We start from the raw sequence: 26,623 nt of genomic DNA, 5'->3' as shown, positions 1-26,623 counted from the left end.
ACCCGCATCCGCGCACCCCGCACCCCCAGACGCCCCACGCCCCCCGCCCCGCGAGGCCCCTACTCCCCACCCCCGTCCGGCCACACCTGGATGTGGTCCTGTTCCAGTTCCAGGAGGACTCGGCGTTCCATGGCCAGGGCCTCCGTGTACTCCTTGGGGAGTTGGAGGCGGCCCGCTCTGTCGAGCATGGCGTATTCGCGGGAGGTCACCGACTCCTCGCCCGTCTGTTCGTTCAGGTGGGTGCGGCGCAGGACCTCCGTCGAGGTGCGGCCGTCGCGGATCGCCACCGTGCGGCGGACCTCCGTCGCGACCGTCTGGTCGTGGGTGACGATGACGATCGTCGTGCCCAGTTCCTCGTTCGCCTTGCGGAAGGCCGCGAAGATCTGCTCCGCCGTGGCGGAGTCGAGTTCGCCCGTCGGCTCGTCCGCCAGCAGGACCGCCGGGTTGTTGGCGAGGGCGACCGCGATCGCCACGCGCTGCTGTTCGCCGCCGGACATCTGGTGGGGGCGGCGGTCGCGGCAGTGGGCCACCTCCAGGAGCGTGAGGAGGTCGTCCGCGCGCGTCGACCGGTTCTTCGCGCGACGGCCGCGCAACTGGAGCGGCAGAGAGATGTTCTGAGCGGCCGTCAGGTACGGGAGGAGGTTCCTCGCCGTCTGCTGCCAGACGAAGCCGACCACCTCCCTGCGGTAGTCCAGCCTCGCCTTCGCGTCCATCGCCAGCAGGTCCCGGCCCGCCACCTTCGCCTGGCCCGCCGTGGGCACGTCCAGGCCCGCCAGGATGTTCATCAGCGTGGACTTCCCGCTCCCGGACGCTCCCACCAGGGCCATCAGCTCGCCCTCGGTGACCAGCAGGTCCAGGCCCTGCAACGCCTGGACCTCCACCCCGTCCGTGGTGAAGATCCGGACCAGGCGGTCGCAGGCGATCAGGGCGTCATGGCCGTATGCCGGGCGGTCGCGCCGCGCGGCCGCCCGCTCCTCCAGCTCCGACAGCGTGCGCGCCCGAGACCCGGACCCTGCCTCAGGTCCCGCCCCCGCTCCGGACCCCGCCCTCGTCTCCGTCCCCGTCCCCGTCATCTCGCGTCTCCCGCCCTCAGCTCCGTGACCGAGCCACGCCGGCTCGTCCACCACGCCTGTGCCGCCGCCACCGCCGCCGCCAGTGCCACCACACACACCGCCGGGACCAGGAGCGACAGCGGGTCCGTGCGCAGGCCACCCCCGGCCGCGGCCGTCGACGGCGAGGCCGCGAGGGCCAGGCCGGTCAGGTCCACCCCGGGGGCCAGCAGCTCGGTGGCCGCCCAGCCCGTCAGCGCGCCGCCGAGCGCGGCCAGGGCCGCCTGCGGCAGTGCCTCCAGGATCAGCAGCCGGCGGCCCTGGCGGCGGGTCAGGCCCATCGTCCGCAGCCTCGCAAGGAGTGCCGACCGCTCCGGCGCGCCCCGCAGCAGCGAGAGCAGCAGCGCCAGCACCGCGTACCCGCCGCCCGCCGCCACCGCCGCCCCGTACACCCCTTCCGCCCCCGACTGGAGCGGGGAGTCGATCAGCCTGTCCCGGGCCTGCGAGCGGAGCTGGACCGTGGGGGCGTCCACGGAACGGGCGGGCGTCACCGTGCGGCGCAGGGCCGCCGCGTCCAGGCCCGTCCCCGCCACCAGCAGCGTCGTCGGCTCCCGCGCGCCCAGTCCGGCCACGTCCACCAGCAGGTAGTCGCCGCGCGGTACGGCCGGGGTGCGCTCGCGCACCGCCACCACCTCGACCATCAGGCGGTAGCCCGCCACCCGTACCTCCCGCGGTCCCCGGCCCAGGCCGGCCGCCACCTTCGGTGACGCGATCGCCGCCAGGGCCCCGCCGCGGCGGGCCCTGAGATCGTCGGCGCGGATCGCGCCCAGGCCGGTGCCCGCGGTGAGACGGGCGTACGGGGACGGGTCCGCGCCGACCACCGCGACCTTGTCGCCGGAGGGTAGCCGCACGCCGTACTCGACGCGTGCCGCTGCCACCCGCGCCACCCCGCCGACCCTGGTGACCCGGTCCGCGAGGCCCGGCGGCAACGGTCCCTGGCTGTCGATCCGGGCGTCCGCGCCCGTGGCGTACAGCGCCGCCCGGTCGCGCGCGTCCGCCACCCCGGCCAGCACCGAGCCGCCGAACGCGGCCGTGGTCAGCGCCGTGAGCAGGGCGAGCAGCGGGAGGGCCCCGCCGCCGGGGGCGCGGCCCGCGCGGGCCAGCGAGAGGAAGCCGACCGTGCCGCGCAGCCGCGCGGCCGGGCGGGCCGCCCAGCGCAGGGGCAGCGGATACAGCCGGACGAGGACCAGCGCCGCGATCACGCCGATCAGCACCGGCGCCGAGCTGACCAGCGTGTCGGAGCCCGCCGCCGTGCTGCGCCGGCGCAGGGCGTAGACCGCGCCCGCCGCCAGGACCAGCAGCGTCAGTTCGGCCACCGTGCGGCGCAGGGTGGGGCGGGCGCGTACCAGGTCGTCGCGGTCGGCGGCGGTGCGGACCGTGCGGTGGGCGACCACCGCCCGTACCGGCAGGGCCAGGCACGACACCGCCGCCACCACAGTCGCCGCGAGCAGGGCGGGGCCGAGCCGTCCGCCGCGTACGGTCAGGACCGCGAGGGCCAGGCCCAGGGCCGCCGAAGGGAGCGCCACCACCGCCGTCTCGGCGGCCAGCCGGGCGCCGATGCCGGGCAGCGAGCCGCCCCGGGCGCGCAGCAGGGCCAGTTCGGCGGTACGGCGGGCTGCCGCGAGGCCGCCCGCCATCAGCAGGACCACGGCCGCGACCGTCCCCGTTCCGAAGGTGGCGACGGCGACCACCGGGGTGATGGAAGCGCGTACGGAGGCGTAGCGGGTGAAGACCGCGTCTAGTTCGGTGGCGGCCGTGGTGCCGGGGCCGGACGTCTGGCGCAGCGCGGCGAGCGCCGGGCCGCCCTCCAGGGAGGCCACCGAGGTGGAGAGGGCGTGGAGTCGGCGGGCGTTCATGGCGTCCGTGGCCGGGGCGATGTCCGCGTACACCTCGGGGCTGCCGCCCGCGTCGAGGAGGGCGGGCGCCGAGCCCTCGCCGAGCAGCAGACCCGCGTACCAGTAGTGCGGGGCGTCCGGCTGGGGGGACACCGGGACGAGCTCGGGGCCGCGCAGCACCGCGGCGGTGGCCCAGTAGCTCGCCTCGGGTTCCACGGGCCGCACGATCCCGGTGATCCGGATCGCGAGGGGTTCGTCCTTGGCGCCGGGCACGTGGACGACCGAACCGGGCGAGAGGCGCAGCGCCTTGGCGGTCGCGGTGGTCACCGCGGCCTCCGCCGTGCGGGAGGCGGCGTTCGCCGTCGCGGTGGGCAGCCGTCCGCCGACCAGGCGGGCGTGGTCGGCCAACGACGACCGGGAGGCGATCAGCAGCCGCGGCGGCAGGCCCTCGGGCCGGGGCAGCCAGGGGTCGAGCCGGGGGTCCGTGAGCACCTTCTGGGTGGTGCGCACCCCGTACGCCGACTGCCCCTCGTCCGCCCGCAGCGGTGCCGGGACCGCCGCCACCTGCTCGCGGTAGCCCTGCTCCATGGCTCGTGGGCGGAGCGCGGCGCCGGTGTCGGGGTCGGGGTGCTGGGGATCGCCGGCGGCGGGCAGCATGGCGGCCAGGCGCAGCACCGCGTTCTCCGGGGCCGCCGACGCCACCGCGTGGCGCAGGCCCCGGTCCTCGTACCCGTCGACCCCGCGCGGCAGCGCGGCGGCCAGGAACGCGGTGAGCGTCACCAGCAGGGCGAGCGCGCCCGCGGCGCCCGGCGCGGTCCGCAGCCGGGTGCGCACCCAGGGGGCGACGGCCTTGGCACTCATGTCAGTTGTCCCCCTGGTGGCGCAGCGAGACCGCCGGGTCGGTGCGCCGCAGCGCCAGCACCGCGACGATCAGCAGCGGTACGGCGGCGACTCCCGCGAAGAGCACGGCGAGCCGCCCGGCGGGCAGCTCCACCAGCACCTTGGGCACCGGCTGGGTGGCCTGCCCGGTCAGCACGATCAGCGGCACCACCGCACGGGTCAGCACCTCGCCCAGTGCCAGGCCCACCAGCAGCGCCAGCGCGATCAGCACCCCCTGCTCGGCCGCGATCAGCCGGGCCAGCTGGCGGCGCGGGGCGCCCAGGGCCCGCAGCACGGCGAACTCGGCGCCGCGTTCGCGCAGCGAGCCCGCCGCGCTCACGCCGAAGCCGACCGCCGCCAGGGCCGCCGCCGCGATCGCCGCGGCGATGAGCGCGGCCTGCGGGCCCGCGCCCAGCGGGTCGTCGCGCAACTGCTCGGCGACCTCCGCGCGCACCACCACCTGCTGCGGGTCCATGTCGGGCCGGGCCCGCAGCGCGGCGGCGGCGCGGGCCGCGCCGCCGGGGGCGGTGGTGAGCCACCACTCGGTCGGGGCGAGGCTGTCGCCGGTACCTGCGAGCACCTCGTTGACGGCGCGCAGGTCGAGCAGGAGCGCGCCGCCGTCGCGGCCGTCGTCGGGGGTGCTCCGCGCGCCGGGCCCGGTCGTGGGGAACGCGCCCATCCGGTCGACGACCTTCGCGCGCAGGGTCTGACCGGCCAGGACGGCCGTGACGGTCTGGCCGACCCGGGTGCCGCTGGAGGCCAGGAACCGGTCGGTGGCGATCGCGGTCAGCGCGGGAGCGGCGGGCCGTACGGCGGTGAGCCGGACGGTACGGCTGGGAACCGAGGTCGAGAACGGGCCGGCCGGCGGGCTCGATCCCGTGGTGTACGGCACGCCGAGGCCCTGCCCGTCGGTCCTCGGCGTCAGGGCCACCACGCCGGTGGGGCGGGTGGCAACCTCCATCGAGGTGGCCCGCCAGGCGTCGGCCGCGGGCACCGGGACGGCGGTGCTGCGCCCGTCCCGCGCCACGGTCTTCAGCCCGCTCACGGTGAACCGCTGCTGCTCGTCGTGGACCGGCACGCTGAATTCCAGGTGCAGGGCGGTGAGGCCGAGCGGCGCGGCCGGGCGGCCCACCGGCGCGCCGGCCGCCAGGTCGAGGGAGAGCCGGCGCTCGGCCGCCCGCCCGTCAGCCTCCAGGGTCCCGGCCGGGAGGCGGTACTGGATGCCGAACCGGTCCTCGACCACCGCCGTCACGTTCACCGTGAGCGGGTCGGAGGAGGCCCGGCCCGGGGCGCCCGCGCTGTCGATCCGCAGGCCGAGGACGAGCTCGGCGGCGTCCGCCGGGAGCGCCACCCCGCCGCGGGCCGTCCGGCGCGGGGTGAGTCCGGCGAGGAGGGCGCGGGCGGACCGGTCGCCGAGGTCGGGGCGGAGCAGCAGGCCGTCCGCGTGCGCGGTGTCGAGGGCCAGCAGTGTCCCGGAGCGCCCGCCGGAGAGCTCCAGCGAGGAGCGGGCCGCCGGGGCCACCGTCGTCACGCCGGGGACGCGGTCGTACGAACCGGCCTGGCCGAAGCCGTTCAGGCTCGACCCGGAGACCCGGACCGAGGTGCCCGCGCGGAAGTCCGCCTGGTCCTGCTGCGAGCGGTCCCAGGAGGCGGACTGGCCGATCGCCAGCATGCCCATGGCAACCGCGAGCACCAGCAGCAGCACCGGGCCCGCGCCGCGCAGCGGGCGGCGGCTGAACTGCCAGCCCGCGAGCGCCGCCGGGAGTCCGCGCCCGCTCGCGGCCCGCCGTTCGGCGAGCCGGGCCGCGGGCGGCAGCAGCCGCAGGGTCAGTACGGTCCCGGCGAGCAGGGCGAGGGCGGGCGCGGCCACCAGGAGCGGGTCGATGCCGAGGCCGCCGGTGCCGGTGTCGCTGAGCGCCCCGGAACCGGAGGTCTGGCGGTCCAGTTGCCAGTAGGCGACACCCGCGATCACCAGGAGCCCGACGTCGGCCCCGGCGCGTACGGAGGCGGGCAGGGCGGCGGCCCGGCCGCGGTTGGCCCGCCCGGCCGAGAGGGCCGGGGCCACCACGGCGGCCGCACACCCCAGCGCGACCAGCGCCGCCACCAGCCACACCGTGCCGGTGGGGGAGGTCTTCAGATGGACGCCGCTGCGGGCGAGCGGGCCGTGGCCCGCGAGGAGCCGGGTGAGCGGGCCGGACAGCAGCGGCGCGCCGACCGCCGCAGGGACGGCGAGCAGTAGCGCCTCGGTGGCGGAGAGGCCGAGGAGGCGGGCGCGGGAGCCGCCGCGCGCCCGCAGCAGCTCGGTCTCGCCGGTGCGCTCGCTGCTGAGCAGCCGGGCCACGAGCAGCAGCGCGTAGCCGGCGAGCAGCACCAGTTGCAGGGCCACGATCAGCAGGGTCGAGCGGGAGACGAGCAGTGAGCGCTCGGCCCCGTCGAGCACGTCGGGCAGTCCGGTGGTGGCGGTCGCGTCGCCCGCGAACACCCCGCCGCCCACCAGGGACTTGGGCCCGGACTCGGCCGCGGCGCGCAGGGCGCCGACGCGGTCGGTGGTCAGGGCGGAGAAGTCGGCGGTGGCCAGCCAGGACCGCTGCCCGGCGCTGAGCCGTCCGCCGGTGAGCGCGGCGGGGTCGGTGAGGAGCGGCCCGTACGTGGTGAAGTTGACCCGGCGCGAGCCCCGGCCGCCGAGGTCGTCCAGCTGCCAGTACGCGTCGGTGATGTCGACGGGCCGGTAGACGCCGGTGATCCGGACCTGTACGGCCGGGCCGCTGAGCCGGTCGGTGAGGGTCAGCCTGGTGGGCCAGTGGCGCAGGCCGAGCCGGGCGGCGGCGCTCTCGGGCAGCGCGGCCTGGATCTCGCCTCCGGCGCCCGGCGGCGCGGGCCAGCCGCCGCCGGTCAGTCTGACGCGGCTGCGGTCGACGGCGGCGAAGAGCGTGAGGTCGGGCTGGTCGCCCTTGCGGGCGTCGGGCGACTGGAGGGCGCGCGGCAGGGCGTACGGCCCGGACTGCGTCAACGTGGCCGTGGTGACGGGGAGCCGGTCGAAGGTGCGGCTCGCGCCCGCCCGTACGGCGGCGTCGGCGGCCGGCCGTTTCGCCTCGGGGACGGCCGCCTTGACGACCAGCGCGGCGGGTGCGGCGGACCGGGTGGTGAGGGTGTGGCGCAGGGCCGCGTCCCCGATGGAGCCGGAGAACGCGGTCAGGGCGGCGAGCACCGAGGTGGTCAGCACCACCGCGAGCAGCGCGGCGGCGAGCAGCAGCCGGTGCGCGCGCACCCGCAGAAACACGAACCCCGCCACCCGGCCCCCAGACCCTGTCCCGCCCTGCCCCCGAAAGTCTGTACGGATGCTTTCAGAGGGCGTGGGGCGGGGGAAACTGCTTGCGGGGTCACCTTGACCGGATCGTGACCGCAATGCGCTCCCGGAGTCCCGCATTCCGGGGACGGGAGGGGCGGAGGGTGAAGTTCCGGTCTATTCGGCGGTGTTGACCATCGAGGCGGCCGCGTACGTCAGGTAGTTCCACAGCGTCGTCTCGTGCTCCGGGGAGAGCCCCAGCTCGTCCACGGCCGTCCGCATATGGGTCAGCCAGGCGTCATGGGCGGCGCGGTCGACGGTGAACGGCGCGTGGCGCATCCGCAGCCGGGGGTGGCCGCGGTGGTCGCTGTAGGTGCGCGGGCCGCCCCAGTACTGGATCAGGAAGAGGAGGAGCCGCTCCTCGGCCGGACCCAGGTCGTCCTCCGGGTACATCGGCCGCAGCAGCGGGTCCTCGGCGACGCCCTGGTAGAACCGGTGGACCAGGCGCCGGAACGTCTCCTCGCCGCCGACCTGCTCGTAGAAGGTCTGCTCCTGGAGCGTGCCGCGCGGAATCTCGTTCACCTGTGTATGCCTCGCAATGTCATTCGGCCCGGCCCCCGGGGCTCGGCCGGGGGCCCGGGGGTCGTCCCCCGGGAGATGCAGCACACGTCCATGGTCTCAGATGGGGCGGCCGAGGACCTGGGGCCTAGGACCTGTCGGCACATCCCCGTCTGCCGGGCGCCGGCGCGAAGGTGGCGACAGGCCCGGGACCGTCCGCCCGGGGGCCGTGCGGGCGTACGACCGCTCGCCTCCCGGGCCCCGGCGCAGCACAGTGGACCTATGGGCGCATACCGGGATCCGGCCGCCGAGGCGCGGGCGGCCCTCGTCGCGGAGATCGCCGCCGGCGGCGGGCTCGCCGACCCGGCCTGGCGGGCCGCCTTCGAGGAGGTGCCCCGCCACCTCTTCGTGCCGTACTACTTCGTCGGGCGGTCCGGCGGCTACGAGCGGCTGTGGGGGGAGGACCCGGACCCGGAGCGCCGGGCGCGCTGGCTGGAAGGGGTCTACACCGACATCCCGCTGGCCACCCGGCTGCGCGACGGGGAACTGCTCTCCTCCAGCAGCCAGCCGTCGCTGATGGCGCGGATGCTGGAGGTCCTGGACGTCCGGGACGGGCACACGGTCCTGGAGATCGGTGCCGGGACCGGCTACAACGCGGCGCTGCTGAGCCACCGCCTCGGCGAGGAGCGGGTCACCACCGTCGACCTGGAGCCGGAGATCACCGAGTCGGCCCGGACGCATCTGACGGCCGCGGGGTTCCGCCCGGCGGTGGTGACCGGCGACGGGGCGCGCGGCTGCCCGGCCCGGGCGCCCTTCGACCGGATCATCGCCACCTGCACCCTGCCGTCGGTCCCGGCCGGATGGCTGGCGCAGTGCGTGCCCGGCGCGCTGATCGAGGCCCCGCTCGCCACCGGCCTGATCCTGCTGGAGGTGCGCGACGCCCAGCACGCCGAGGGGCACTTCCTGGACACCCCGGCCTACTTCGTCCCGCTGCGGGGCGCCACGCCCGCGCCCGAGGCCGCGCGGCGCGACGGACCGACCCGCCCGGGGCTGGAGAACGAGCTCTTCCGCTTCCTGCTGGCGCTCACCGCGGACAGCCTGGACCCGTACGAGGCGTACGCGCTGTGGCAGCGCGAGGGGCGGCCCCGGCGCGAGCGCTTCGGCGTGACGGTCGGCGGCGGGCGCCAGTGGGCCTGGCTGGACGACCCGCGGGGGCCGCACACCTGGCCCCTGCGGGACGCCGCGCCGCAGGACGCGTCCTGACGGCACGGCAGGCGGTGTCCGCCCACCGGGGCAACTATCCCCGGCGGACGGTCAGCGTCGTCCAGGCGCCCACGTGCACCCGGTCGCCGTCCTGGAGCGGGACCGGCACATAGGGCTGGATGGGCTCCTCGGCGCCGTTGATGGTGGTGCCGTTGGTGGAGTTCTGGTCGACCACCGCCCAGCCGCCGTCGGGCTGCTGGACCAGGACCGCGTGCTGGTGCGAGACGCCCGGGTCCTCCGGCGGCACGGCCAGGTCGATGTCGGGCGCCTCGCCGGTGGAGTGGCGGCGGCGGCCGATGGTGAGCTGGCTGCCGGTGAGGCGGCGCTGCTGCTCGGGCGAGTACGCGGGCAGATTGAGCCCGGCGGCCTCGGGGCCGCTGCGCTGCATCATCGCCATGAAGTACTCGCGGTCCGGGCCGATGGTCACCGTCCAGCCGAGCTGGGGGGTGGCCGGGGCCTGGAACTGCTGCTGGGGCGGCTGGGGCTGCTGCGGGGCCTGGGGAGCCTGCGGTGCCTGGGTGTGCTGCTGCGGCGGGTGTGGCTGGGACGGCGGCTGGATCATCCAGTCGTCGTCCTCCGCGCGGGCCGGCGGCTGGATCACCGGGGGCGCCGGCGGTCCCGCCTGCTGGAAGGCCGGCGGGGCGGGCGGCCCCTGCTGGAAGTGCGGCGGCGGACCCTGCCGCGGGGGCGTGCCCCCGTTCGGCGGGGGCGGCGGGCCCTGGCGGAACGCCTGCGGGGGCCCCTGCTGCTGCGAGGGGTCGCCGGTGAGCGGCTCCGCGGGCCGGTTGACCTGCGAGGGCCGCGAGCTCTGGTACTCGAACGGGTCGCGCTGCTGCTGGGCCGGGGGCGCCGGAGGCGCCTGGGTGTGGCGCGGCGGCGACTGGAACCCGGGCGGCAGGTTCAGGCCCTCGCTCCGCCCGGGGGAGGGCTGGGGCGCCAGCGGGGTGTACGAGGTCGCCGTGCGGGTGAGGTAGTTCCAGCGGCACTCCTCGCAGAAGGGCGTGTTGCCCTCCCGGGGCGTGCGGCACTGCGGGCAGAGCTCCGCGGGGGCGGCGGGCGCCTCGGCGCCGGGGTAGCCGTAGCCGCCCTGCGGGGGCGGTCCGGGGAAGGCCGGCGGGGGCGGGGGAGGCGGCGGCACGGCGCCCATGCGATGGCCGCAGACCTCGCACCAGTCGTCGGAACCCGACTGGTGTCCGTTCGGGCAGGTCGGCATGGAGTCGCTTCCCCCTCTCCTCGTCCGGCCCCTCGGGCCGGGGCGCTCTCGTGGTCTCGCTGCCGCGCACCGCTCGGGGCGGCTCGCTCCCGGGCCCGTGCCCGGGTCGTTCCCGTCGTCACTTCTTCACGCGTACGGTCTTCGTCGAGCGGGTTTCGAGAGTCATCTCGTCCGCCTCCGCGACCTTCGCCTTCAGTCGCACAGTACCGGTCGCCTCGTCGACGACGTCCACCACCTTCGCGAGCAGCTTCGCCGTATCGGCGTTCCCGGAGGCGGCGGCGAGCTGGACGGCCCGGCCGAGTTTGGCGGTGGCGCCGTCGATATCGCCCGACTTGCGGGCATCCAGGCCCTGTTGGATGACCTGAGCCAGTTCGGCCTGACCCGTGTAGTGGGCGACCTGGGGGTTGATCGCGGTGGAGGCGGCCATGTCCTCGGTCCACACCGCCCGGACCAGCCCCTGCGAGAGGGTCTGGGGGGTGCCGCCCGCCGGGTCGGGCAGGATCAGGGAGACCCGGGCGGCGAGCATCTCCTGGCCGATTCCGGCCTCGGGGACCCGCACGCACACGTGGTAGTCCCGCGACTCGTCGCCCCACGAGCCCGTCGGGTAGTCCCCGGCGCGCGGTCCCGCCCCGGTTCGGCGGCCGGTCAGGTCCTCGACGGCGGGTGCGACCTGCTTGATGAACGCGATCTCCACGCCGACCGGCGTCCACAGCCGCAGCGCGACGTCCGCGACCTCCTTGCCCATCGCGTTCTCCATCATCCGCGTGAAGTCCGCGGCCAGGCCCGAGGGATCGGCCACGATGTCGGCGGTGCCGAGCAGCGCGGAGGCGATCTGCGTGACCTCCTTGACCTCCCAGTCGGTGCCGACCCCGCGCGCGTCGCAGGTGAAGCGGCCCGCGCAGGCGTCCAGGGCGGCCTTCAGATCGGCGGGCGACTCGTGTTCGTTGCGGCCGTCGGTGAGCAGGATGCCGTGCCGGATCGGTACGTCGGCCGAGCTCAGCAGCCGGTCGGCGAGCCGCAGCCAGGTACCGATGGCGGTGCCGCCGCCCGCGCTCAGCTTGCGCAGCGCCTCCTTGGCCTCGGCGCGGGTGTGCGGGCCGGCGGTGGCCAGGCGCCCGTCGCCCGGGTAGACCTCCTTGGCCTGGTGGGTGCCCGCGACCACCGCGAACGTCACGCCGTCGCGCAGGGTGTCGATCGCGGCGGCCGTCGCGTCGCGCGCGTTGCGCATCTTCGTCGGCGGATAGTCCATCGACCCCGAGCAGTCGACCATGATCACCACGGCGGCGCCGGCCGCCTGCCCCGGCAGGGCCGAGGGCGAGAGCGTGGCCCCGGTCGGCGCGGCCCCGCCGGTCCCGCCCGTCGACGTCACCGTGACGATCGCGTTGACCTCGCGGCCGCCCTCCGGCAGGTACTCGTTCTGGTAGACCTCGACGGAGAACCGGGGCGCGGGCGGCTTGGAGAAGTTGGCCATCTGTGGGGCTCCTTGAGGCTTGTGGGCCTGAAGAGACGAGAATGCGGGGAAAACAGGTGGCACGGCCTAGTGGTAGGCGGATCCTGCCCCGGGCCGGGGGACCGCGAACGGCACGACGGCCACTGTTACGTTGTCGTGGCCCCCGCCGTCCAGGGCGTGGCCGACCAGCACCTGGGCGCTGTGCAGCGGCCGTTCGGCGGCGTCCGCCGGCACGGCCCCGGCCATCTCCTCGGCGCCCTCGGCGTAGTTCCACAGCCCGTCGGTGCAGACCACGACCACTCCGGAGCGGTCCGGCTTGAACGCGGCGGTGTGCGGCTCCAGTTCGTAGGCGTCGGCGCCCAGCCAGCCCGTGATGGCGTGCGCCCGCTCGTCCGCGTACGCGTCGGCCTCGCTCATCAGGCCCGCCGCGACCATCTGCGCGGCCCAGGAATCGTCCTCGGTCAGCCGGGCGGGCGGGGTCGTACGGTCGTCGGGCACCCAGTAGGCGCGGCTGTCGCCGACCCAGCCGACCACCAGCAGACCGCCCGCGGCGATGGCGCCGACCAGGGTGCAGGCCGGGGCGTTCTGGTGGCGCTGCGGGTCGTGGTCGAGCGCCGACCCCTGCGGGCCGGCCAGGGAGTTGACCGCCTCGGCGGCGGCCACGATCGCCTCGTGCATCGCCTGCTGGGGGTGCGTGCCCTGAGGCAGCGCCTGGAGCAGCGACTCGTTGGCACGGGCCGCCGCGGCCGCCGAGGCCTCGTCGGGACGGGTGGCGGAGGAGACGCCGTCGCAGACGATCGCGACCACGGCGGGCGAGCCGTCGGGCAGTGCGGTGGTGGACACGGCGAACGCGTCCTCGTTGCGGTGGTGGCGCAGGCCCCGGTCGCTGACTGCCGCCACCGGGCCGAGCTCCTGCTCCATGTGGTCGCGCTCGCGCGGCTGGGCATGGCCGCAGTTCTCGCAGTACCCGTCGTCGTCGACCCGCCCGGCCCGGCAGGCCACACAGACCTTCAGGGGCGTGCTGACGTGGGTGGCCTGGTCCCCGAGGGCGGCCGGGTCGGCCGCGCGGGGGTCGGGCGCCTGGAGCGGGTACTCCGTGGCCGCCGGGTCACCGCCGGGCTCGTCGTGCCGTACGGGCCCGGGCAGCGGGGAGCCGCCCGAGTCGGTGCCGGGCAGGTCGGTGGGCAGGTGCACCGGGGCCGCCGGACCCTCCGCCGCGCGCGCGGCGGGCCATGCCTCACCCGCCACCGGGCTGCCCAGGACCACCGTCGGGCTGTCCGCCGCGGCCACGGGCACGGCCGACAGGTCGTACCCGCAGGCTCCGCAGTACCGGTCGCCCGACTCCAGCGGTTCGTGGCAGCCGGGGCACGTCCCGGTTGCCGGCTGGTGCATCTGCGCCATCAATCACACCCACGTCCGGGGGCGGAAGCGGTTGGCCCGCTCCACCAGTTCGATCCGCTCCTCGCCGCTGCCGGCGAGCCGGGCGAGCACCCGGTACGAACGCTCCAGGCCGAAGCGCAGGCCCCGTTCGTCCAGCTCGCTGCCCAGCAGTATGGCCCCGCCGCCCGGGCCGTGGCCGGGCCGCCCGCCCTCACCGGGGCCGCCCCGGCCTTGGGAGAGTACCCAGTCGAGCGCGGTGCCGAGGACCTCGGTGGCCAGTCGCTCGCGGCGCACCGCGTCCAGGCCCAGGTGCTGGAGCGCCTCCACCTGGTCCGCCGCGGCCCGCAGATCGGCCAGCAGCGCGTCGCCCGGGTCGCGCCGGCGCAGCCTCGCCCGCACGGCGGCGACCCGGGCCGCCGTGTAGTGGATCGAGGCCTCCGGCACCGACTCCAGGGTGGCCACGGCCGCCTCGCGGTCGCCCGCGGCCAGCTGCACCCGGGCCAGGCCGAACGCGGCGCTGACGTAGCTGGGGTCCGTCGTCCACACCAGCCGGTAGTACTCGGCGGCGTTGTCGAGCTGGCCCAGCACCTCCGCGCACACCCCGAGCGCCAGCTTGGGCGTCGGCTCGCCCGGGAAGGCGTCGTAGACGGCGTCGAAGGAGAGCGCGGCGTTCTCGTGGTCGCCGGAGACCAGCGAGGCCACGCCCCGGTACCACACGACCCGCCAGTCGTCGGGGTGGTCGGCCTCCAGGGACTCAAGACTCCGGGCGGCCGAGAGGAGTTCGCCGAGGTCGAGCCGGGCGCGCAGCTCGCGCAGCCGCTTCTCCACCGAGTTGGCGGGCGCGGTGCGCAGCGCGGCGATGAGCTCGGCGGGCGCGGCGCCCATCAGGCCCGCCAGGAAACCGGCGTTGGGATCGCCCGGGTCCACGTGCGGCACCGGCAGTGCGAGCGCGGTGGCGGGCGCGTCCAGCGGACGCAGGTAGCCGTCGCCGCCCGCTCCCGTGCCGTACGGGGCCGGGGCGCCGCCCGTGCGGGGCGCGGGGACGAGGGCGGTGTGCGCGGGTGCGCCGCCGGGCACCGCCGCGCCGGTGCCGGGGGAGGGGTGCGGCGCGGCGGTGACGGTCGGCCCGGCCACGGCGACGGGCACCGCGCCCCCGCCCGGGTGGACCACGGCGGAGGGGGCGCCGTCCGGCGCCGGGGCGCCGTTCGTGCGGGGGCGCGCCGCGCGTCTGCGCGTCCACCGGCTCTCGGGCACCGGTCGCGCCCCGAGCGCGGACACGTCACCGGTGAGCTCGGCGAACAACGTCGTGTCGGTGACCCGCAGTTCGGTGCCGAACAGGGTGGACAGGGCGGGGCGCGGGCGGCCGGTCTGGAGCGCCACGACCTCCCGCAGCACCCCGGTGAGCTGCTCGGCCATCTCCTGGGCGGAGGCGAACCGGCGCGCCGGGTCGGGGTCGGTGGCCCGTACGAGGAACCGGTAGAACGACTCGTACGTACGGAAGACCTCGATGTGGTCGGGGTCCGGCAGGCTGTCCGCGAAGACGTTGGTGTAGCCCTGGAAGTCGAAGGTGAGCACCGCGAGCGTGCGCGCGACCGTGTACAGGTCGGAGGCGACGGAGGGACCCGCCTCGGCGACCTCGGGGGCCTGGTAGCCGACCGTGCCGTAGATGGCCGACTCGTCGTCGTCCATCCGGCGCACCGCGCCCATGTCGATCAGCTTGAGCTGGTCCTCGGTCTGGATGGCGTTGTCGACCTTGAAGTCGCAGTAGAGCAGGTTGCGGCTGTGCAGATGGCCGAGCGCCTCCAGCGCCTCGATCCCGTACGCGCAGGCCTGCTCGACCGGGAGCGGGTCGCGCTTGCCGTCCGGGCCGCGCCGCTCGTTGGCGATCTCCTTGAGCGACTTGCCGCCCACGTACTCCATGACGATGTAGCCGTCCATGGAGCCGGTGCGCTGGTCGAGGTGCTCCACGAAGTTGTAGATGCGCACGATGTTGGAGTGCTCGATCTCGGCGAGGAAGCGGCGCTCGGAGATCGCGGCCGCCATCGCGTCCTGGTCGCCGGTGTCGAGCAGGCCCTTGAGGACCACCCAGCGGTCCGAGACCGCGCGGTCGACCGCGAGGTAGACCCAGCCGAGGCCGCCGTGCGCCAGACAGCCCGCCACCTCGTACTGGCCGTGCACGATGTCGCCCCGGTGCAGCTTGGGCACGAACGAGTACGGGTGGCCGCACTTGGTGCAGAAGCCCTCGGTGCGCCCGGGCCGGTCCCCGCGCGAGCGGCCGACCGGCGCCCCGCAGTCCGCACGTGAGCAGAAACGCTTCCGCTCGGGGACCTCCGGGTGCTCCATCACCGCCGTCGCCGGATCGGGGCGCGGTACGCCCGGCACGGTCACCAGACCCGCCCCGAGCCTGCTGCGCCCGGAGGTGCCGGTCGCCGGGCCGGAGCTGCGCACCGAGACCGAGCGCGCGCTGCCCGCCCCGGTCAGCGAGCGCGACAGACGTCCCGAGACCGACCGCCGGGACGTGGAGGAGCGCGAGGAGGCCGAGGAGCGCCCGGAGCGGGCGGAGGAGGAGCCGCTGTCCCCGCGGGCGCCCGCGGTGATCCCCGTGGGGGCCGGGGAGATGGCGCCGTTCAGCGACACCACCGGCGCCAGGCCGCAGGTGTCGCAGTACAGCTCGCCGCCGCCCATGTCCTCGTAGGAGCCCTCGCAGCCGGGGCGCTGGCACTGCTTGTGGTCGCTCACGATTCCCCCCTCTGGTCGACGGGCCCGGGCTGCCGGGGAGCCAGCGCCTCGGCCGCCGCCTGCTGGTACCGCAGCACCGCCTGCTCGGCGACGCGCAGATCGCAGGGCGCGGACCACAGCATCCGCCGCGCCGCGTCGTACCGTTCGATGAGCAGCGGGTCTTCCGCCAGGCCGTGCCGGGCCACCTTCGCCTTGTACGCGTCGAGCCGGCCGCGCAGCTCCGCGCGGACCGCCAGCGGCGCGGTGACGGCCGTCAGCGACTCCCGCGCGCGCAGCAGTTCGTCCTCCGCCTCGCGCTCCAGGGACTCCAGGAGCGGGGAGAGCCGGTGCCACTGGGCGTGTCTGCGGTACTCGGCGGCGGCCACCAGGCGCTCCTGGAGCCGGGTCGGCGGGCCGCTCACCGCGGGCACCTCGGACGCGGCGATCTTCGCCAGCACCTCGCCGCGCGCCGCCCGCGCCTCGGTGAGGGTGCGATCCGCCCGGGAGAGCACGTCCCGCAGCCGCACCAGCCGCATCTCGGCGTCCTGGCGGACCGTCAGCACCGCGTCGATCTCCCGGCGGACGTCCTCCAGGGCGCGGGCGGCCCGGTCGTAGCGCTCGGTGTCCGGGCGGCCGCCGCCCGGCGCGGAGCTGCCCGGCGCGGGCAGCCAGAACGCCAGCGGGTCCGACACCACCTGCGCCCGCAGCGACGCCAGCTCCTCGGTGATCGACTCCAGGTCGTCGCCCGCCGGGTGCTCCCCGGGGCGCACGCCCACCGAGTGGGCCAGGCCCCGGGTCCGGTGCAGCTCGGCGGCGAGGAGGTCTATCCGGGCGGGCAGCGCCGACCACACCGCGTCGGCGGCGACGACCAGGTCGAGCGAGCGCGCGTACAGCTCGTTCATCCGGTTCACCAGCTGCTCCAGGCTGAACCGCTCGCTCAGCCGGGCGGCGCCGGTCGGCGCCGCGGCCTGGGAGGCGGCGCCCGCGACGGTCACCGACTCGCCGCGCAGCCGGTCGGTCAGCTCCACCAGGTCCTCCCGGGAGGGCCAGCGGCGCCGCTCGCGCAGCTCACGGGCGTCGTCCAGGGCCGCCTTGTACGCGTCGAAGTACGCCCACAGCACGGTGATCGACTGCTCGGCCGAGGCCCAGCGCTCCCGGGTGACCCCGGTCAGCTCGGCGCCCTCCAGCAGCCGTCTGCCCGCGTGGTCCTGGAGGGCGAGCAGCGAGGTCTCGATGGCCTCGTGCTCGGCGTCGAGCCGGGTCAGCGCGCGGTCCACCTCGTCCCGGTCGAGCACCGGCCGGACGGGCCTCCCCGAGGAGGAGCCGGGGAAGGATCCCGCGCCCATCGATCACCTCTCTGCTCTGCGTGTCTGTGCGGTCGTGCCGGGCGGGTCAAGCCGGGCGCTAGGAACGGTACTTGGGCTCGGGCGGCCCCGTTATCCCGGGCAGGTCGGCGGCGAGCCACTCGCGGTAGGCCTTCATCCACGGGCTGTTGTCGCCGCCGCTGCGGTAGTCCACCAGGACCTGGTTGATCCGGCGGACCAGATCGGTGTTCTCCAGCTTGGTGGCCACCCCGTAGTACTCCTTGGTGAACGGGGCGCCCGTGAGGCGGACCGACGGGTCCTGGGCCGCCTGGCTCGCGGCGAGCGCGCTGTCCGTGACCACCGCGTCGGCCTGGCCGAGCTGGAGGCGCACCAGGCAGTCCAGCTGGTTGGGCACGGTCAGGTCCTTGTAGACCGCCCCGTACGACTCCTTCTCCAGCGCGTCGAACGCGGTCGAACCGGCCGCGACGCAGACCTTCTTGCCCTTCAGCGTGTCGTCGTAGCCGGTGATCTTCGACCCTTCGGGCACGAGCACCTGCTGGCCCGCCTGGAAGTACGCCGAGGAGAACGCGACCTGGCCGATCCGCTTGCAGTTGATGGTCATCGTCCGCACGACGACGTCGACCTGGCCGTTCTGGAGCGCCGGGATGCGCCGGCTGGTGGGGATGGCGCGGTAGACGACCGCGTCCGGGTCGCCCAGGATGTTCTTGGCGATCGCCCGCACCAGCTCGATGTCGAAGCCTTCGAGCCGGCCGTTCGCGGGGTTGCGGTACCCCCAGCGGAAGCTGTTCTGGTCGACGCCCGCGACCAGCTTGCCGTTCTTCCGGATCCTCTCGATGCTCGGCCCGTCGTCGGACGAGGGCGGCAGGCTCGCCTCGGGGTCGGCGCAGGTGTCGGCCCTGGCCTGGACGCCCCGTCCCACACCGGGGCCGCCGGTCCGCGCGCCCTCGGCGCCCGCCTCGTGCCGCGAGAGCGGGACCAGCAGGGAAGCGGCGGCGGCGCAGGCGAGCGCCATCCCGCCCACGCCGCCCCAGCCTCGGAGCTTGCTGTTCCGGTTCATCGCGCCTCCTCCCAGGGCCGCTGTGCCCCTCGGGCCGGTGTTCCCCTCCATGCCACGGTGCTCACCTGTACTCCGCGAGCCTGCGGCTGACGCCGACGCCCGCCGCCGCCGCGCCCAGCACCGCCAGCACCGCGGCGCCCAGCGGAAGCCCGGTCAGCGCGCCCCTGCCGTCGGAGGCGGCCCGGGTGAACTCGCGCTGCTCGTGCCCGATCGCCTTCTCCAGGGCCGCGTCGACCCGGTCGAAGGACTGGCCGGTGGAGCCGGTCGCGCCGATGACCTGTTCAAGGGCGTCCTCGTAGTCACCCTCGGTGTCGGTTTGGTGCGCCTTGTCGTGCCGCGCCTGCCATTCGGTGACGCCGGCGCGCGCCTCCTCGACCGGGGTGCGCCCCGCGCTGTCGTCGGCCAGTCTCCCGGCCGAGCCGAGCTGGTCCACGAGCTCTTTCATCTCCGCCTTGTAGTCCGCGTCGTACTTGTCCTCCTTGCCGTCCTCGGTCAGGACGGCCCCGCGTGCCACCAGCGTCAGGTTCTCGTTGGCGCGGGCCTGGAGGGAGTTGATCCGGGCGTCGTTGAGCACCTTCAGCGACTCCTGGCCGTGCGTGCGCGAGTCCGACAGGTCCGCGGCGGCCACCGCGTGCCCGGCGACCAGCCACAGCAGGACGACCAGCGAGGCCGCGCTGCCCGCGAGCAGCCCGTGGTTGAGGACCCGGTTGGTGCGCCGGTAGGTGCGCCGCTGGGCCCAGAACAGCGCGCCCAGCGCCGCCACGCCGACCGCCGGCGCCGCGTACGGCCAGGTCTCGGCCTGGTCGTAGTCGTGGTGGAGCCGGTCGGTCTCGGCCTCGTAGAGGTCCTGGGCGGCGGGCAGCAGGTGCTTGGTCATCTGCTCGTTCGCATACCGCAGATAGGCGCCGCCGACCGGGAAGCCCTGGCGGTTGTTGGCGCGGGCCTGCTCGATCAGGCCGTTGTAGACCGGCAGTTGCTCGTTGAGCGAGGCGATCGCGCGCCCGGAGTCGGAGGCGCCCGTGGTGTTGGCCGCGGCCTTCACCAGCAGCCGGGAGGCGGTCGCGATGTCCGACTCGTACCGCACGCGGACGGCGCGGGACTCGTGGGCGCCCGCGAGGAAGCCGCTGGCGGCCGCGGTGTCCGCGTCCGCCAGCGAGCGGTAGATGGAGGCCGCGTCGGCGCTCAGCGGCTGGCTGCGGCTCACCACGTCGTCGGCGGCGGCCGCCCGGTCGGTGACCTCCCAGGCCGTCACCGCGCCGAACGCCACGACCAGCAGCGCGACCACCGTGCCGATGATCCACAGCCGCCCCGGCTCGGTCGTCGCGGCGGCGCGCACCCGCTCGCGGGCCGTGGCCCAGCCGCCCCGGCGCGGTGCGGGCGCGGACCGGGCCCCCGTGACCGGTGCGGCCGGCGGCGCCGGATCCGGCGCCGCCGCCGGTGTCCGCGGTGCGTGTGTGCTCGGCGGGTGTGCCACTTGACCTCCCCCTGGGTCACCGAGTGCCTGGCCAGCAGTATGGACGCAGGGACCGACCACCACACAAGGGTTGACCTGATCTTGTTACCCGCTTGCTCCGCCCCGGCTCCCGCTGCCTCCCCACCATGTATACGCCGCAGTCCGCGGATCGGTTCCCCTCGGTGCGACCCGATGCGACGGGGCCGCGCACGAGTCCGCGCGCACCACCCCCGCTCCCCCGCGCACGCCCCCGGCCGCTCCTGCGCGCCGCCCGGCCCACAGCCCGCCGCCCGGCCCGTTTCTCACGCCCCCGCGTACTGTCCGCGCAGCCGCTCGAACACCTCCGCCGACGCCCCCACCTCGTCCAGCCCGAGCAGCCCCGCCCCCAGCACCGGCGAGGCCCCCACCACCAGCGGGACCGCCTTGGGCGCCCGGGCGGCGAGCAACGTACGCACCCCGTCGTCCAGTTGGGCGTGCCGGGCCGCCAGCACGCTGCCGCCGAGCAGGACCGGTGTCTCCTGGTCGAGCAGGTCCAGGCGCTCCAGGGCGACCACGGCCAGCGCCACGATCTCCTCGGCCTGGCGGTCCACCAGCGACCGGGCCACCGGGTCCCCTTCCGCCGCCACCGCGAAGAGCACCGGCGCCAGTTCGTGGCGGCGGGCGGGCGCCACGTGCTCCAGGTGGAGCGCCTCGATCAGCGCGTACACCGACGCCAGCCCGAAGTGCTCCGGCAGCGCCCGGGCCAGCGCGGTGGGCGCGCCCCGCCCGTCCTCGGCGCGCGCGGCGAACCACAGGGCCTCCTCGGCGAGTCCGCCGCCCCCGCCCCAGTCGCCGGAGATCTTGCCGAGCGCGGGGAAGCGGGCGGTGCGGCCGTCCGGGGTCATGCCGACGCAGTTGATGCCCGCCCCGCACACCACCGCGACCCCGCGCGGTTCGGCGCCGCGCGGCAGTCCGGCCCGCAGGATCGCGAAGGTGTCGTTGTAGACCTTGACCGTGCCGCCCCAGCCGCGGGCTGCCAGCGCCTCGGCCAGCCGGAGCTCCTCCACCGGCAGGTCGGCGTTGGCCAGACACGCCGAGACGTGGTCGACCGCCGCCGGTCCGGCGTTCCCCGCCGCCGCCCGGGCCCGGCCGACCGCGTCCGCCAGCGCGTCCACCGCCGTCTCCACCCCCACGGCCGGCGGCCGGAAGCCGCCGCCCCGGGCGGCCCCCAGGACGGTGCCGTCGGGGCCGATCAGGGCGACGTCGGTCTTGCTGTTGCCGGCGTCGATCGCCAGCACGCTCATGCCCACGCGAGGTGCTCCCGGTTGTGCGCGATCAGCCGGTCGGTGAGGCCGTCCGCCGCCGCGTACTGCCCGACCAGCGGATGGGCGAGCAGCGCCCGGAACACCCGCTCGCGCCCGCCGCGCAGCGCCGCCTCAAGGGCCAGGTCCTCGTACGCCGTGACGTGCGCGATCAGCCCCGCGTACAGCGGGTCGAGCTCCGGCACGGCGAGCGGCACCGGGCCGTCCGCGCCCACCCGCGCCTGCACCTCGATCACCGCGTCGTCGGCGAGGAAGGGCAGGGTGCCGTTGTTGCGGGTGTTGACCACCTGCACCGGGCTGCCTCCGTTGCCGAGCAGGGACGCGGCCAGGTCCACCGCCGCCTCCGAGTAGAAGGCACCGCCCCGCCGGGCCAGCAGCTCCGGCTTCTCGTCGAGCGCCGGGTCCCCGTACATTGTCAGCAACTGCCGTTCCATCTCGGCGACTTCGGACGCCCGGGACGGCTTGGTGCCCAGCTCCCGTACGACCTCGTCGTGTGCGTAGTAGTAGCGCAGATAGTACGAGGGGACGACGCCGAGCCGGTCCAGGAGCCGCCGGGGCAGGCGCAGGTCGTCCGCGACCGCGTCGCCGTGTTCGGCGAGCAGCCCGGGCAGCACGTTCTTTCCGTCGGGGCCGCCCAGGCGCACCCCGAGCTCCCAGGTGAGGTGGTTGAGGCCCACGTGGTCGAGATGAACCCGGCCGGGCGCGACACCGAGCAGGCGGGCGAACCTGCGCTGGAAGCCGATGGCCACGTTGCAGAGCCCGACCGCCCGGTGGCCGGCCTGGAGCAGCGCGCGCGTGACGATGCCCACCGGGTTGGTGAAGTCGATGATCCAGGCGTCCGGGTTGGCGCGCCGCACCCGCTCGGCGATGTCCAGGACCACCGGGACGGTCCGCAGGGCCTTGGCGAGCCCGCCCGCCCCGGTCGTCTCCTGGCCCACGCAGCCGCACTCCAGCGGCCAGGTCTCGTCCTGCTCACGGGCGGCCTGGCCGCCGACGCGCAGCTGGAGCAGGACCGCGTCCGAACCCTCGACGCCCGCGTCCAGGTCGGAGGTGGTCGTGATGGTGCCCGGGTGGCCCTGCTTGGCGAAGATGCGCCGGGCGAGCCCGCCGACCAGCTCCAGCCGGTCGGCCGCCGGGTCGACCAGGACCAGTTCCTCGATGGGCAGGGTGTCCCGTAGCCGGGCGAATCCGTCGATGAGCTCGGGGGTGTAGGTCGATCCTCCGCCGACCACGGTGAGCTTCATTTCTCTAACCCTTCACTCCGGTGAGCGTGACGCCCTCGACGAACGCCTTCTGCGCGAAGAAGAACACGAGGATCACGGGGGCCATGACCAGCACGGTCGCGGCCATGGTCAGGTTCCAGTCGGTGTGGTGCGCGCCCTTGAAGGACTCCAGGCCATAACTGAGCGTCCAGGCGCCGGGGTTCTCCGAGGCGTAGATCTGCGGCCCGAAGTAGTCGTTCCAGGCGTAGAAGAACTGGAAGAGCGCGACGGCGGCGATGCCGGGCTTCGCCATCGGCAGCACGACCCGCAGCAGGGTCCGCAGCTCTCCGCAGCCGTCGACCCTGGCCGCGTCCAGATACTCGTTCGGGATGGTCATCAGGAACTGCCGCAGCAGGAAGATGGAGAACGCGTCGCCGAACGCCATCGGGACGATCAGCGGCCACAGCGTCCCCGAGAGGTCGAGCTGCTTCGCCCAGAACAGGTACATCGGGATGATGATCACCTGCGGTGGCAGCATCATCATCGAGATGACCAGCATCATCGACAGATTGCGGCCGCGGAAGCGGAACTTGGCGAGCGCGTAGGCCACCGGGAGGGACGACACCACGGTCAGGACGGTGCCGAGCCCGGCGTAGAGCAGGGTGTTGCGCCACCAGGTGAGGAAGCCCGGGGTGTCGAGCACCTTCTTGTAGTTGGACCACTGCCAGTGGTCGGGGACCAGGTCGCGGGTGAGCGTCTGCTGGTCGTCCATGAGCGAGGTGAGCACGATGAAGACGAACGGCAGCACGAAGAAGAGGGCCGCGGCGACCCCGAGGGCGTGCACACCGATCCAGTGCAGCAGCGCCTTGCGGCGGGCCGTGCGGGCCGCCGGGGTCCTCGCCACCGGAGTGTCGAGTGGATACGTCAGGTCGGCCATCGGCTAGTCACCTGCCTGGATCAGTCCGCCGCGGCGCCGCATGAGCAGGGCGGTGAAGGCCATGGAGAGGGCGAAGAGGACCAGCGCGACCACACAGGCGGAGCCGTAGTCGAAGCGCTGGAAACCGAGGTTGTACACCAGCTGGGGAAGGGTCAGCGTCGACTTGTCCGGGTAGCCGGGCTCGAACTGCTGACCGGAGCTGCCGATGACCCCCGAGGCGACCTTTCCGGCCACCAGCGGCTGGGTGTAGTACTGCATGGTCTGGATGATCCCGGTGACCACCGCGAACATCAGAATCGGCGAGATGTTCGGCAGCGTCACGAAGCGGAACCGCTGCCAGGACGAGGCCCCGTCCAGCTCGGCGGCCTCGTACTGCTCCTTCGGCACGTCGAGCAGCGCGGCCATGAAGATCACCATCAGGTCGCCGACGCCCCACACCGCCAGCATGGTCAGCGCCGGCTTGGACCAGGTGGGGTCGGTGAACCAGGCCGGCGCCGGGACGCCGAGGTCGGACAGGACCGAGTTGACCGGTCCCGTACCCGGGTTGAGCAGGAAGACGAAGGCGAGGGTGGCGGCGACGGGCGGGGCGAGGTAGGGCAGGTAGAAGAGCGTCCGGAAGACCCCGGTGCCCGTCTTGATCCTGGTGATGAGCAGCCCGATGCCGAGCCCGAAGACGACCCGGCAGGCCACCATGACCACCACCAGCCACAGGGTGTTGCGCAGCGCGGGCCAGAACAGCGGGTAGTCGTCGAAGACGTACGACCAGTTCTTGAGCCCGGTGAAGGTGGGGTCGGCGAAGCCGTCGTAGTGGGTGAAGGAGAAGTAGACGGTGGAGATCAGCGGGTAGGCGAAGAAGACGCCGAAACCGATCAGCCAGGGGGACATGAAGGCGGCCGTGCGCAGGGCCGCCCGGCGGCGCTTGGCGCGCGGGGTGTACGTGGTCATGGAGTGCTCCGCGGCGCTCGTCGGACCCGGCCTACTTGGCCTGGTCGATCGCCGTGTCGATCTCCTTGGCGGTCTTCTCCAGACCGGCCCTGATGTCGCTCTGCCGGCCCTTCTCCACGTCGTAGCCGAGGTTCTGGATCGAGACCAGGTACTGGCCGCCGTTGACCGAGGCCGGACTGGTCGTGGAGGCCGGGTTCTGCGCGATGTCCAGGAACGTCTTGAAGCGCGGGTCGTACTTCAGGTCCGGGGACTTGAGCGCCTCCATCGTGGAGGGCACGTTGTGGATGGCGTTGGCGAAGTCCACCACCGCCCGGGTGTCGGTGGTCATGTACTTCACCAGCTCCCAGGCGGCGTTCTGCTTGGTGGAGGTGGCGGCGATCCCGGCGATGGTGCCGGTGATGTACCCCTTGCCGTAGGTGGAGGCCTGGTCGTCCGGCACGGGCAGCGGGGCGACCCCGATCCCGAACTCGGGCTTGGCGGCCTCGGCCATCCCCAGCCGCCACTCGCCGTCCAGCTGCATGGCGACCTGCCCCAGGTGGAAGGGGTGCTTGGCGCCGAACTCGTCACCGAAGCCGGAGCGGAACTTCTCCAGCTTCTGGAACCCGCCCAGGTCCTCCACCAGCTGCTTCTGGAAGGCGAGCCCCTTGGCGAAAGCCGGGTCCCTGGCGATGTTCGACCTGCCCTCGCTGTCGAAGTACGTGGGCGACCACTGCGCGATGTAGTGCTCGGTCGTCGACTCGTAGCCGTGGTAGTCGGGCATGAAGCCGAGCTGCTCGTAGGAGTCGCCCTTGGCCCTGGTCAGCTTCTTGGCGGCGGTGGCGAACTCGCTCCAGGTCTTCGGCGGGGCGGTGATCCCGGCTTCCTTGAAGGCGTCCTTGTTGTAGTAGAGCGCGTAGGCGTCGCCGAGCAGCGGGAGCGTGCAGCGCCTGCCCTCGAACTGTGTGTACTCGTTCATCGCCTTCGGGAAGGTCTTCGCGGGGTCGATCCCGTCCTTCTTCAGGAAGGGCGCGAGGTCGACGAAGGCGCGGGAGGAGCAGAACTTGCCGACGTTGTTGGTGGTGAAGGAGGAGACCACGTCCGGCGCGTTCGAACCGCCCGCGCGCAGCGCCTGGTTGATCTTGTCGTCGTTGATGTTGCCGACGACCTTCACATGGATGTTGGGGTGCGCCTTCTGGAAGGCGTCCACGTTGGCCTGGATCGCCTTGACCTCCTCGGGCGCGCTCCACCCGTGCCAGAAGGTGATCGTCGTCTCCTTGGAGGCGTCGTCCTCGGCGGAGGAGGAGCTCTGGCCCGTACAGGCGGTGGCGAACAGGGCGATGGAGGCGGTCACGGCGAGGACGGCGGCCGACTTTTGGCGGCGCGGGCTGTTTCCGGACATGGCGAAGTCTCCAGGGGCAGGGGCAGGGGCAGGGCAGAGACGGGTGCGGGCGTGCGGGGGGTGCGTCGGGGGTGGGGGAGGTCAGCGGGAGGTGTCGAAGACCTCGTCGCGGGTGGCGGCGAGCGCGCTCTCCAGCGCGCCGCGCAGGACGGGGTGGTGGCGCACCTCGCCGATGACGAGCCGGGGCCGGGAGGCGGCGAGTTCGCCCAGCTCGTGCTGGACCAGCGCGCGCAGCGGCTCGCCCCCGGCGGTGATCAGGGCGCCGGACAGGACCACGAGTTCGGGGTCGAGCACGGCGACCATGGAGGCTAGACCGGTGGCCAGACCGGTGGCGAAGGTCTCCAGGAGCCCGCGGTACGGGCCGTCCTCCCGCGCCCGTACGGCCTCGGCGGCCCGGGCGACCAGCGCGGCCGCGGCCTCGGTGGACGGGCCGCCGGGGATGTCCGCGACCCCGTGCTCCCGGGCCAGGCGCGGCACCGCCTGACCGCCGGCAAGCTCCTGGAAGCCGCCGGAGTTCGCCTTGGTGACGTGCCGCACCAGCGGGGCTCCCGGCACCGGCAGGAAGCCCACCTCGCCCGCGCCGCCGGTGAAGCCGCGGTGCAGCCGGCCGCCGATGACGAGTGCGGCGCCGAGACCGCCCTCGTTCCACAGCAGCACGAAGTCGTCGTGGCCGCGCGCGGCGCCGAGCCGCTGCTCGGCGATGGCCGCGAGGTTGACGTCGTTCTCGTACTCGACCGGCATCGGCAGCGCCGCCGCGAGCTCGTCGAGGAGGGCGGGGGAGTGCCAGCCGGGCAGGTGGGAGGCGTACCGCAGCCGCCCGGTGCCGGGGTCGAAGGCGCCGGGCGTGCCGATGACGACGCGGTGCAGATCGGCCCGGACCAGGCCGGCGGTCTTTGCCGCCCCGTCGAGGGCGCCGGTGACCTGCCGCACCACCGACTCGCCGGCCCGGCGCCCCGGGGTGCGCACCTCGAACTCCCCGACCACCTCCCCGGTGACGTCCGCGACGGCGGCGCGGATGCGCTCGGGGGTGACGTCGAGCCCGGCGACGTGCGCGGCGCGCGCGTTGACCGCGTACAGCTGGGCGTTGGGCCCGGGCCGTCCCTCGGTGGTTCCGGTCGCCACGACGAGCCCGGCCGCCTCCAGCCGCGCGAGCAGCTGGGAGGCGGTCGGCTTGGAGAGTCCGGTGAGCTTGCCGATGCGGGTGCGGGAGAGGGGCCCGTGTTCCAGCAGCAGATCGAGGGCGGCGCGGTCGTTCATGGCGCGGAGTACGCGCGGGGTTCCCGGGGTAGTACCGGCCACGACGGTGCACCTGCCTTCACGGTCCCGGCTCCCAA

Annotated in this window: 18 protein-coding genes; 1 reads left to right on the top strand and 17 read right to left on the bottom strand. The window is 74.8% G+C overall.

Annotated elements, in window-relative coordinates; translation table 11 throughout:
- Positions 1-59: 59 nt before the first annotated feature.
- From ACZ4MU_RS13370 to ACZ4MU_RS13355, 4 genes are all read right to left on the bottom strand, one after another.
- The gene (locus ACZ4MU_RS13370; RefSeq protein WP_467874994.1) at positions 60-1,073 is read right to left on the bottom strand and encodes an ABC transporter ATP-binding protein; all 1,014 of its coding nucleotides are present in this window, start codon (positions 1,071-1,073) and stop codon (positions 60-62) included.
- Complete coding sequence (locus ACZ4MU_RS13365; RefSeq protein ID WP_467874992.1) at positions 1,070-3,805, bottom strand: FtsX-like permease family protein; 2,736 nt, start codon at positions 3,803-3,805, stop codon at positions 1,070-1,072. The genes ACZ4MU_RS13370 and ACZ4MU_RS13365 overlap by 4 nt, the downstream gene beginning before the upstream one ends.
- A 1-nt stretch (position 3,806) precedes the next feature.
- The gene (locus ACZ4MU_RS13360) at positions 3,807-7,115 is read right to left on the bottom strand and encodes an FtsX-like permease family protein (RefSeq protein ID WP_467874989.1); all 3,309 of its coding nucleotides are present in this window, start codon (positions 7,113-7,115) and stop codon (positions 3,807-3,809) included.
- A 171-nt stretch (positions 7,116-7,286) separates the two neighbouring features.
- Positions 7,287-7,691, bottom strand: a complete 405-nt coding sequence (locus ACZ4MU_RS13355) for a globin (RefSeq protein WP_467874987.1) — start codon at positions 7,689-7,691, stop codon at positions 7,287-7,289.
- 258 nt (positions 7,692-7,949) lie between these two features.
- Between ACZ4MU_RS13355 and ACZ4MU_RS13350 the strand changes: the two genes are divergently transcribed.
- Positions 7,950-8,930, top strand: a complete 981-nt coding sequence (locus ACZ4MU_RS13350; RefSeq protein WP_467874985.1) for a methyltransferase domain-containing protein — start codon at positions 7,950-7,952, stop codon at positions 8,928-8,930.
- A gap of 34 nt (positions 8,931-8,964) precedes the next feature.
- Here the strand turns inward: ACZ4MU_RS13350 and ACZ4MU_RS13345 are convergent, their stop codons facing one another.
- The 13 genes from ACZ4MU_RS13345 to ACZ4MU_RS13285 all read right to left on the bottom strand — a co-directional run bounded on the left by ACZ4MU_RS13345 (position 8,965) and on the right by ACZ4MU_RS13285 (position 26,588).
- A complete protein-coding gene (locus ACZ4MU_RS13345) occupies positions 8,965-10,143 on the bottom strand; it encodes an FHA domain-containing protein (RefSeq protein WP_467874983.1) in 1,179 nt (392 codons plus the stop codon).
- 118 nt (positions 10,144-10,261) lie between these two features.
- A complete protein-coding gene (locus ACZ4MU_RS13340; protein ID WP_467874980.1) occupies positions 10,262-11,614 on the bottom strand; it encodes a vWA domain-containing protein in 1,353 nt (450 codons plus the stop codon).
- Between the two features lie 66 nt (positions 11,615-11,680).
- Complete coding sequence (locus tag ACZ4MU_RS13335) at positions 11,681-12,994, bottom strand: PP2C family protein-serine/threonine phosphatase (protein WP_467874977.1); 1,314 nt, start codon at positions 12,992-12,994, stop codon at positions 11,681-11,683.
- Positions 12,995-12,997: 3 nt separating this feature from the next.
- Entirely contained in the window at positions 12,998-15,658 is a 2,661-nt protein-coding gene (locus ACZ4MU_RS13330) for a tetratricopeptide repeat protein (RefSeq protein WP_467875514.1), read from the bottom strand.
- 50 nt (positions 15,659-15,708) lie between these two features.
- Positions 15,709-17,037 (bottom strand): coiled-coil domain-containing protein, encoded by a 1,329-nt coding sequence (locus ACZ4MU_RS13325; protein ID WP_467874974.1) that lies wholly within the window; start codon positions 17,035-17,037, stop codon positions 15,709-15,711.
- Positions 17,038-17,095: 58 nt separating this feature from the next.
- Positions 17,096-18,073, bottom strand: a complete 978-nt coding sequence (locus tag ACZ4MU_RS13320) for a glutamate ABC transporter substrate-binding protein (RefSeq protein WP_467874971.1) — start codon at positions 18,071-18,073, stop codon at positions 17,096-17,098.
- Between the two features lie 61 nt (positions 18,074-18,134).
- Positions 18,135-19,547, bottom strand: coding sequence for a hypothetical protein (locus tag ACZ4MU_RS13315; RefSeq protein WP_467874969.1), 1,413 nt, complete (start codon positions 19,545-19,547; stop codon positions 18,135-18,137).
- Positions 19,548-19,828: 281 nt separating this feature from the next.
- The gene (locus ACZ4MU_RS13310) at positions 19,829-20,809 is read right to left on the bottom strand and encodes an N-acetylglucosamine kinase (protein ID WP_467874966.1); all 981 of its coding nucleotides are present in this window, start codon (positions 20,807-20,809) and stop codon (positions 19,829-19,831) included.
- Positions 20,806-22,071 (bottom strand): 6-phospho-beta-glucosidase, encoded by a 1,266-nt coding sequence (locus ACZ4MU_RS13305; protein WP_467874963.1) that lies wholly within the window; start codon positions 22,069-22,071, stop codon positions 20,806-20,808. The genes ACZ4MU_RS13310 and ACZ4MU_RS13305 overlap by 4 nt, the downstream gene beginning before the upstream one ends.
- 4 nt (positions 22,072-22,075) lie before the next feature.
- Positions 22,076-22,966: a carbohydrate ABC transporter permease gene (locus ACZ4MU_RS13300; RefSeq protein WP_467874960.1), complete on the bottom strand. Its 891-nt coding sequence runs from the start codon at positions 22,964-22,966 to the stop codon at positions 22,076-22,078.
- A 3-nt stretch (positions 22,967-22,969) separates the two neighbouring features.
- Positions 22,970-23,911: a carbohydrate ABC transporter permease gene (locus ACZ4MU_RS13295; protein ID WP_467874958.1), complete on the bottom strand. Its 942-nt coding sequence runs from the start codon at positions 23,909-23,911 to the stop codon at positions 22,970-22,972.
- Positions 23,912-23,942: 31 nt separating this feature from the next.
- Positions 23,943-25,289: an ABC transporter substrate-binding protein gene (locus ACZ4MU_RS13290; protein WP_467874955.1), complete on the bottom strand. Its 1,347-nt coding sequence runs from the start codon at positions 25,287-25,289 to the stop codon at positions 23,943-23,945.
- 81 nt (positions 25,290-25,370) lie between these two features.
- Positions 25,371-26,588, bottom strand: coding sequence for an ROK family transcriptional regulator (locus ACZ4MU_RS13285; RefSeq protein ID WP_467874952.1), 1,218 nt, complete (start codon positions 26,586-26,588; stop codon positions 25,371-25,373).
- Positions 26,589-26,623 lie beyond the last annotated feature (35 nt).

Source organism: Streptomyces sp. NPDC026377 (genome assembly GCF_055567715.1).
Note: the sequence above shows the minus strand (reverse complement) of the source record. Positions and strands in the feature narration are given on the sequence as shown.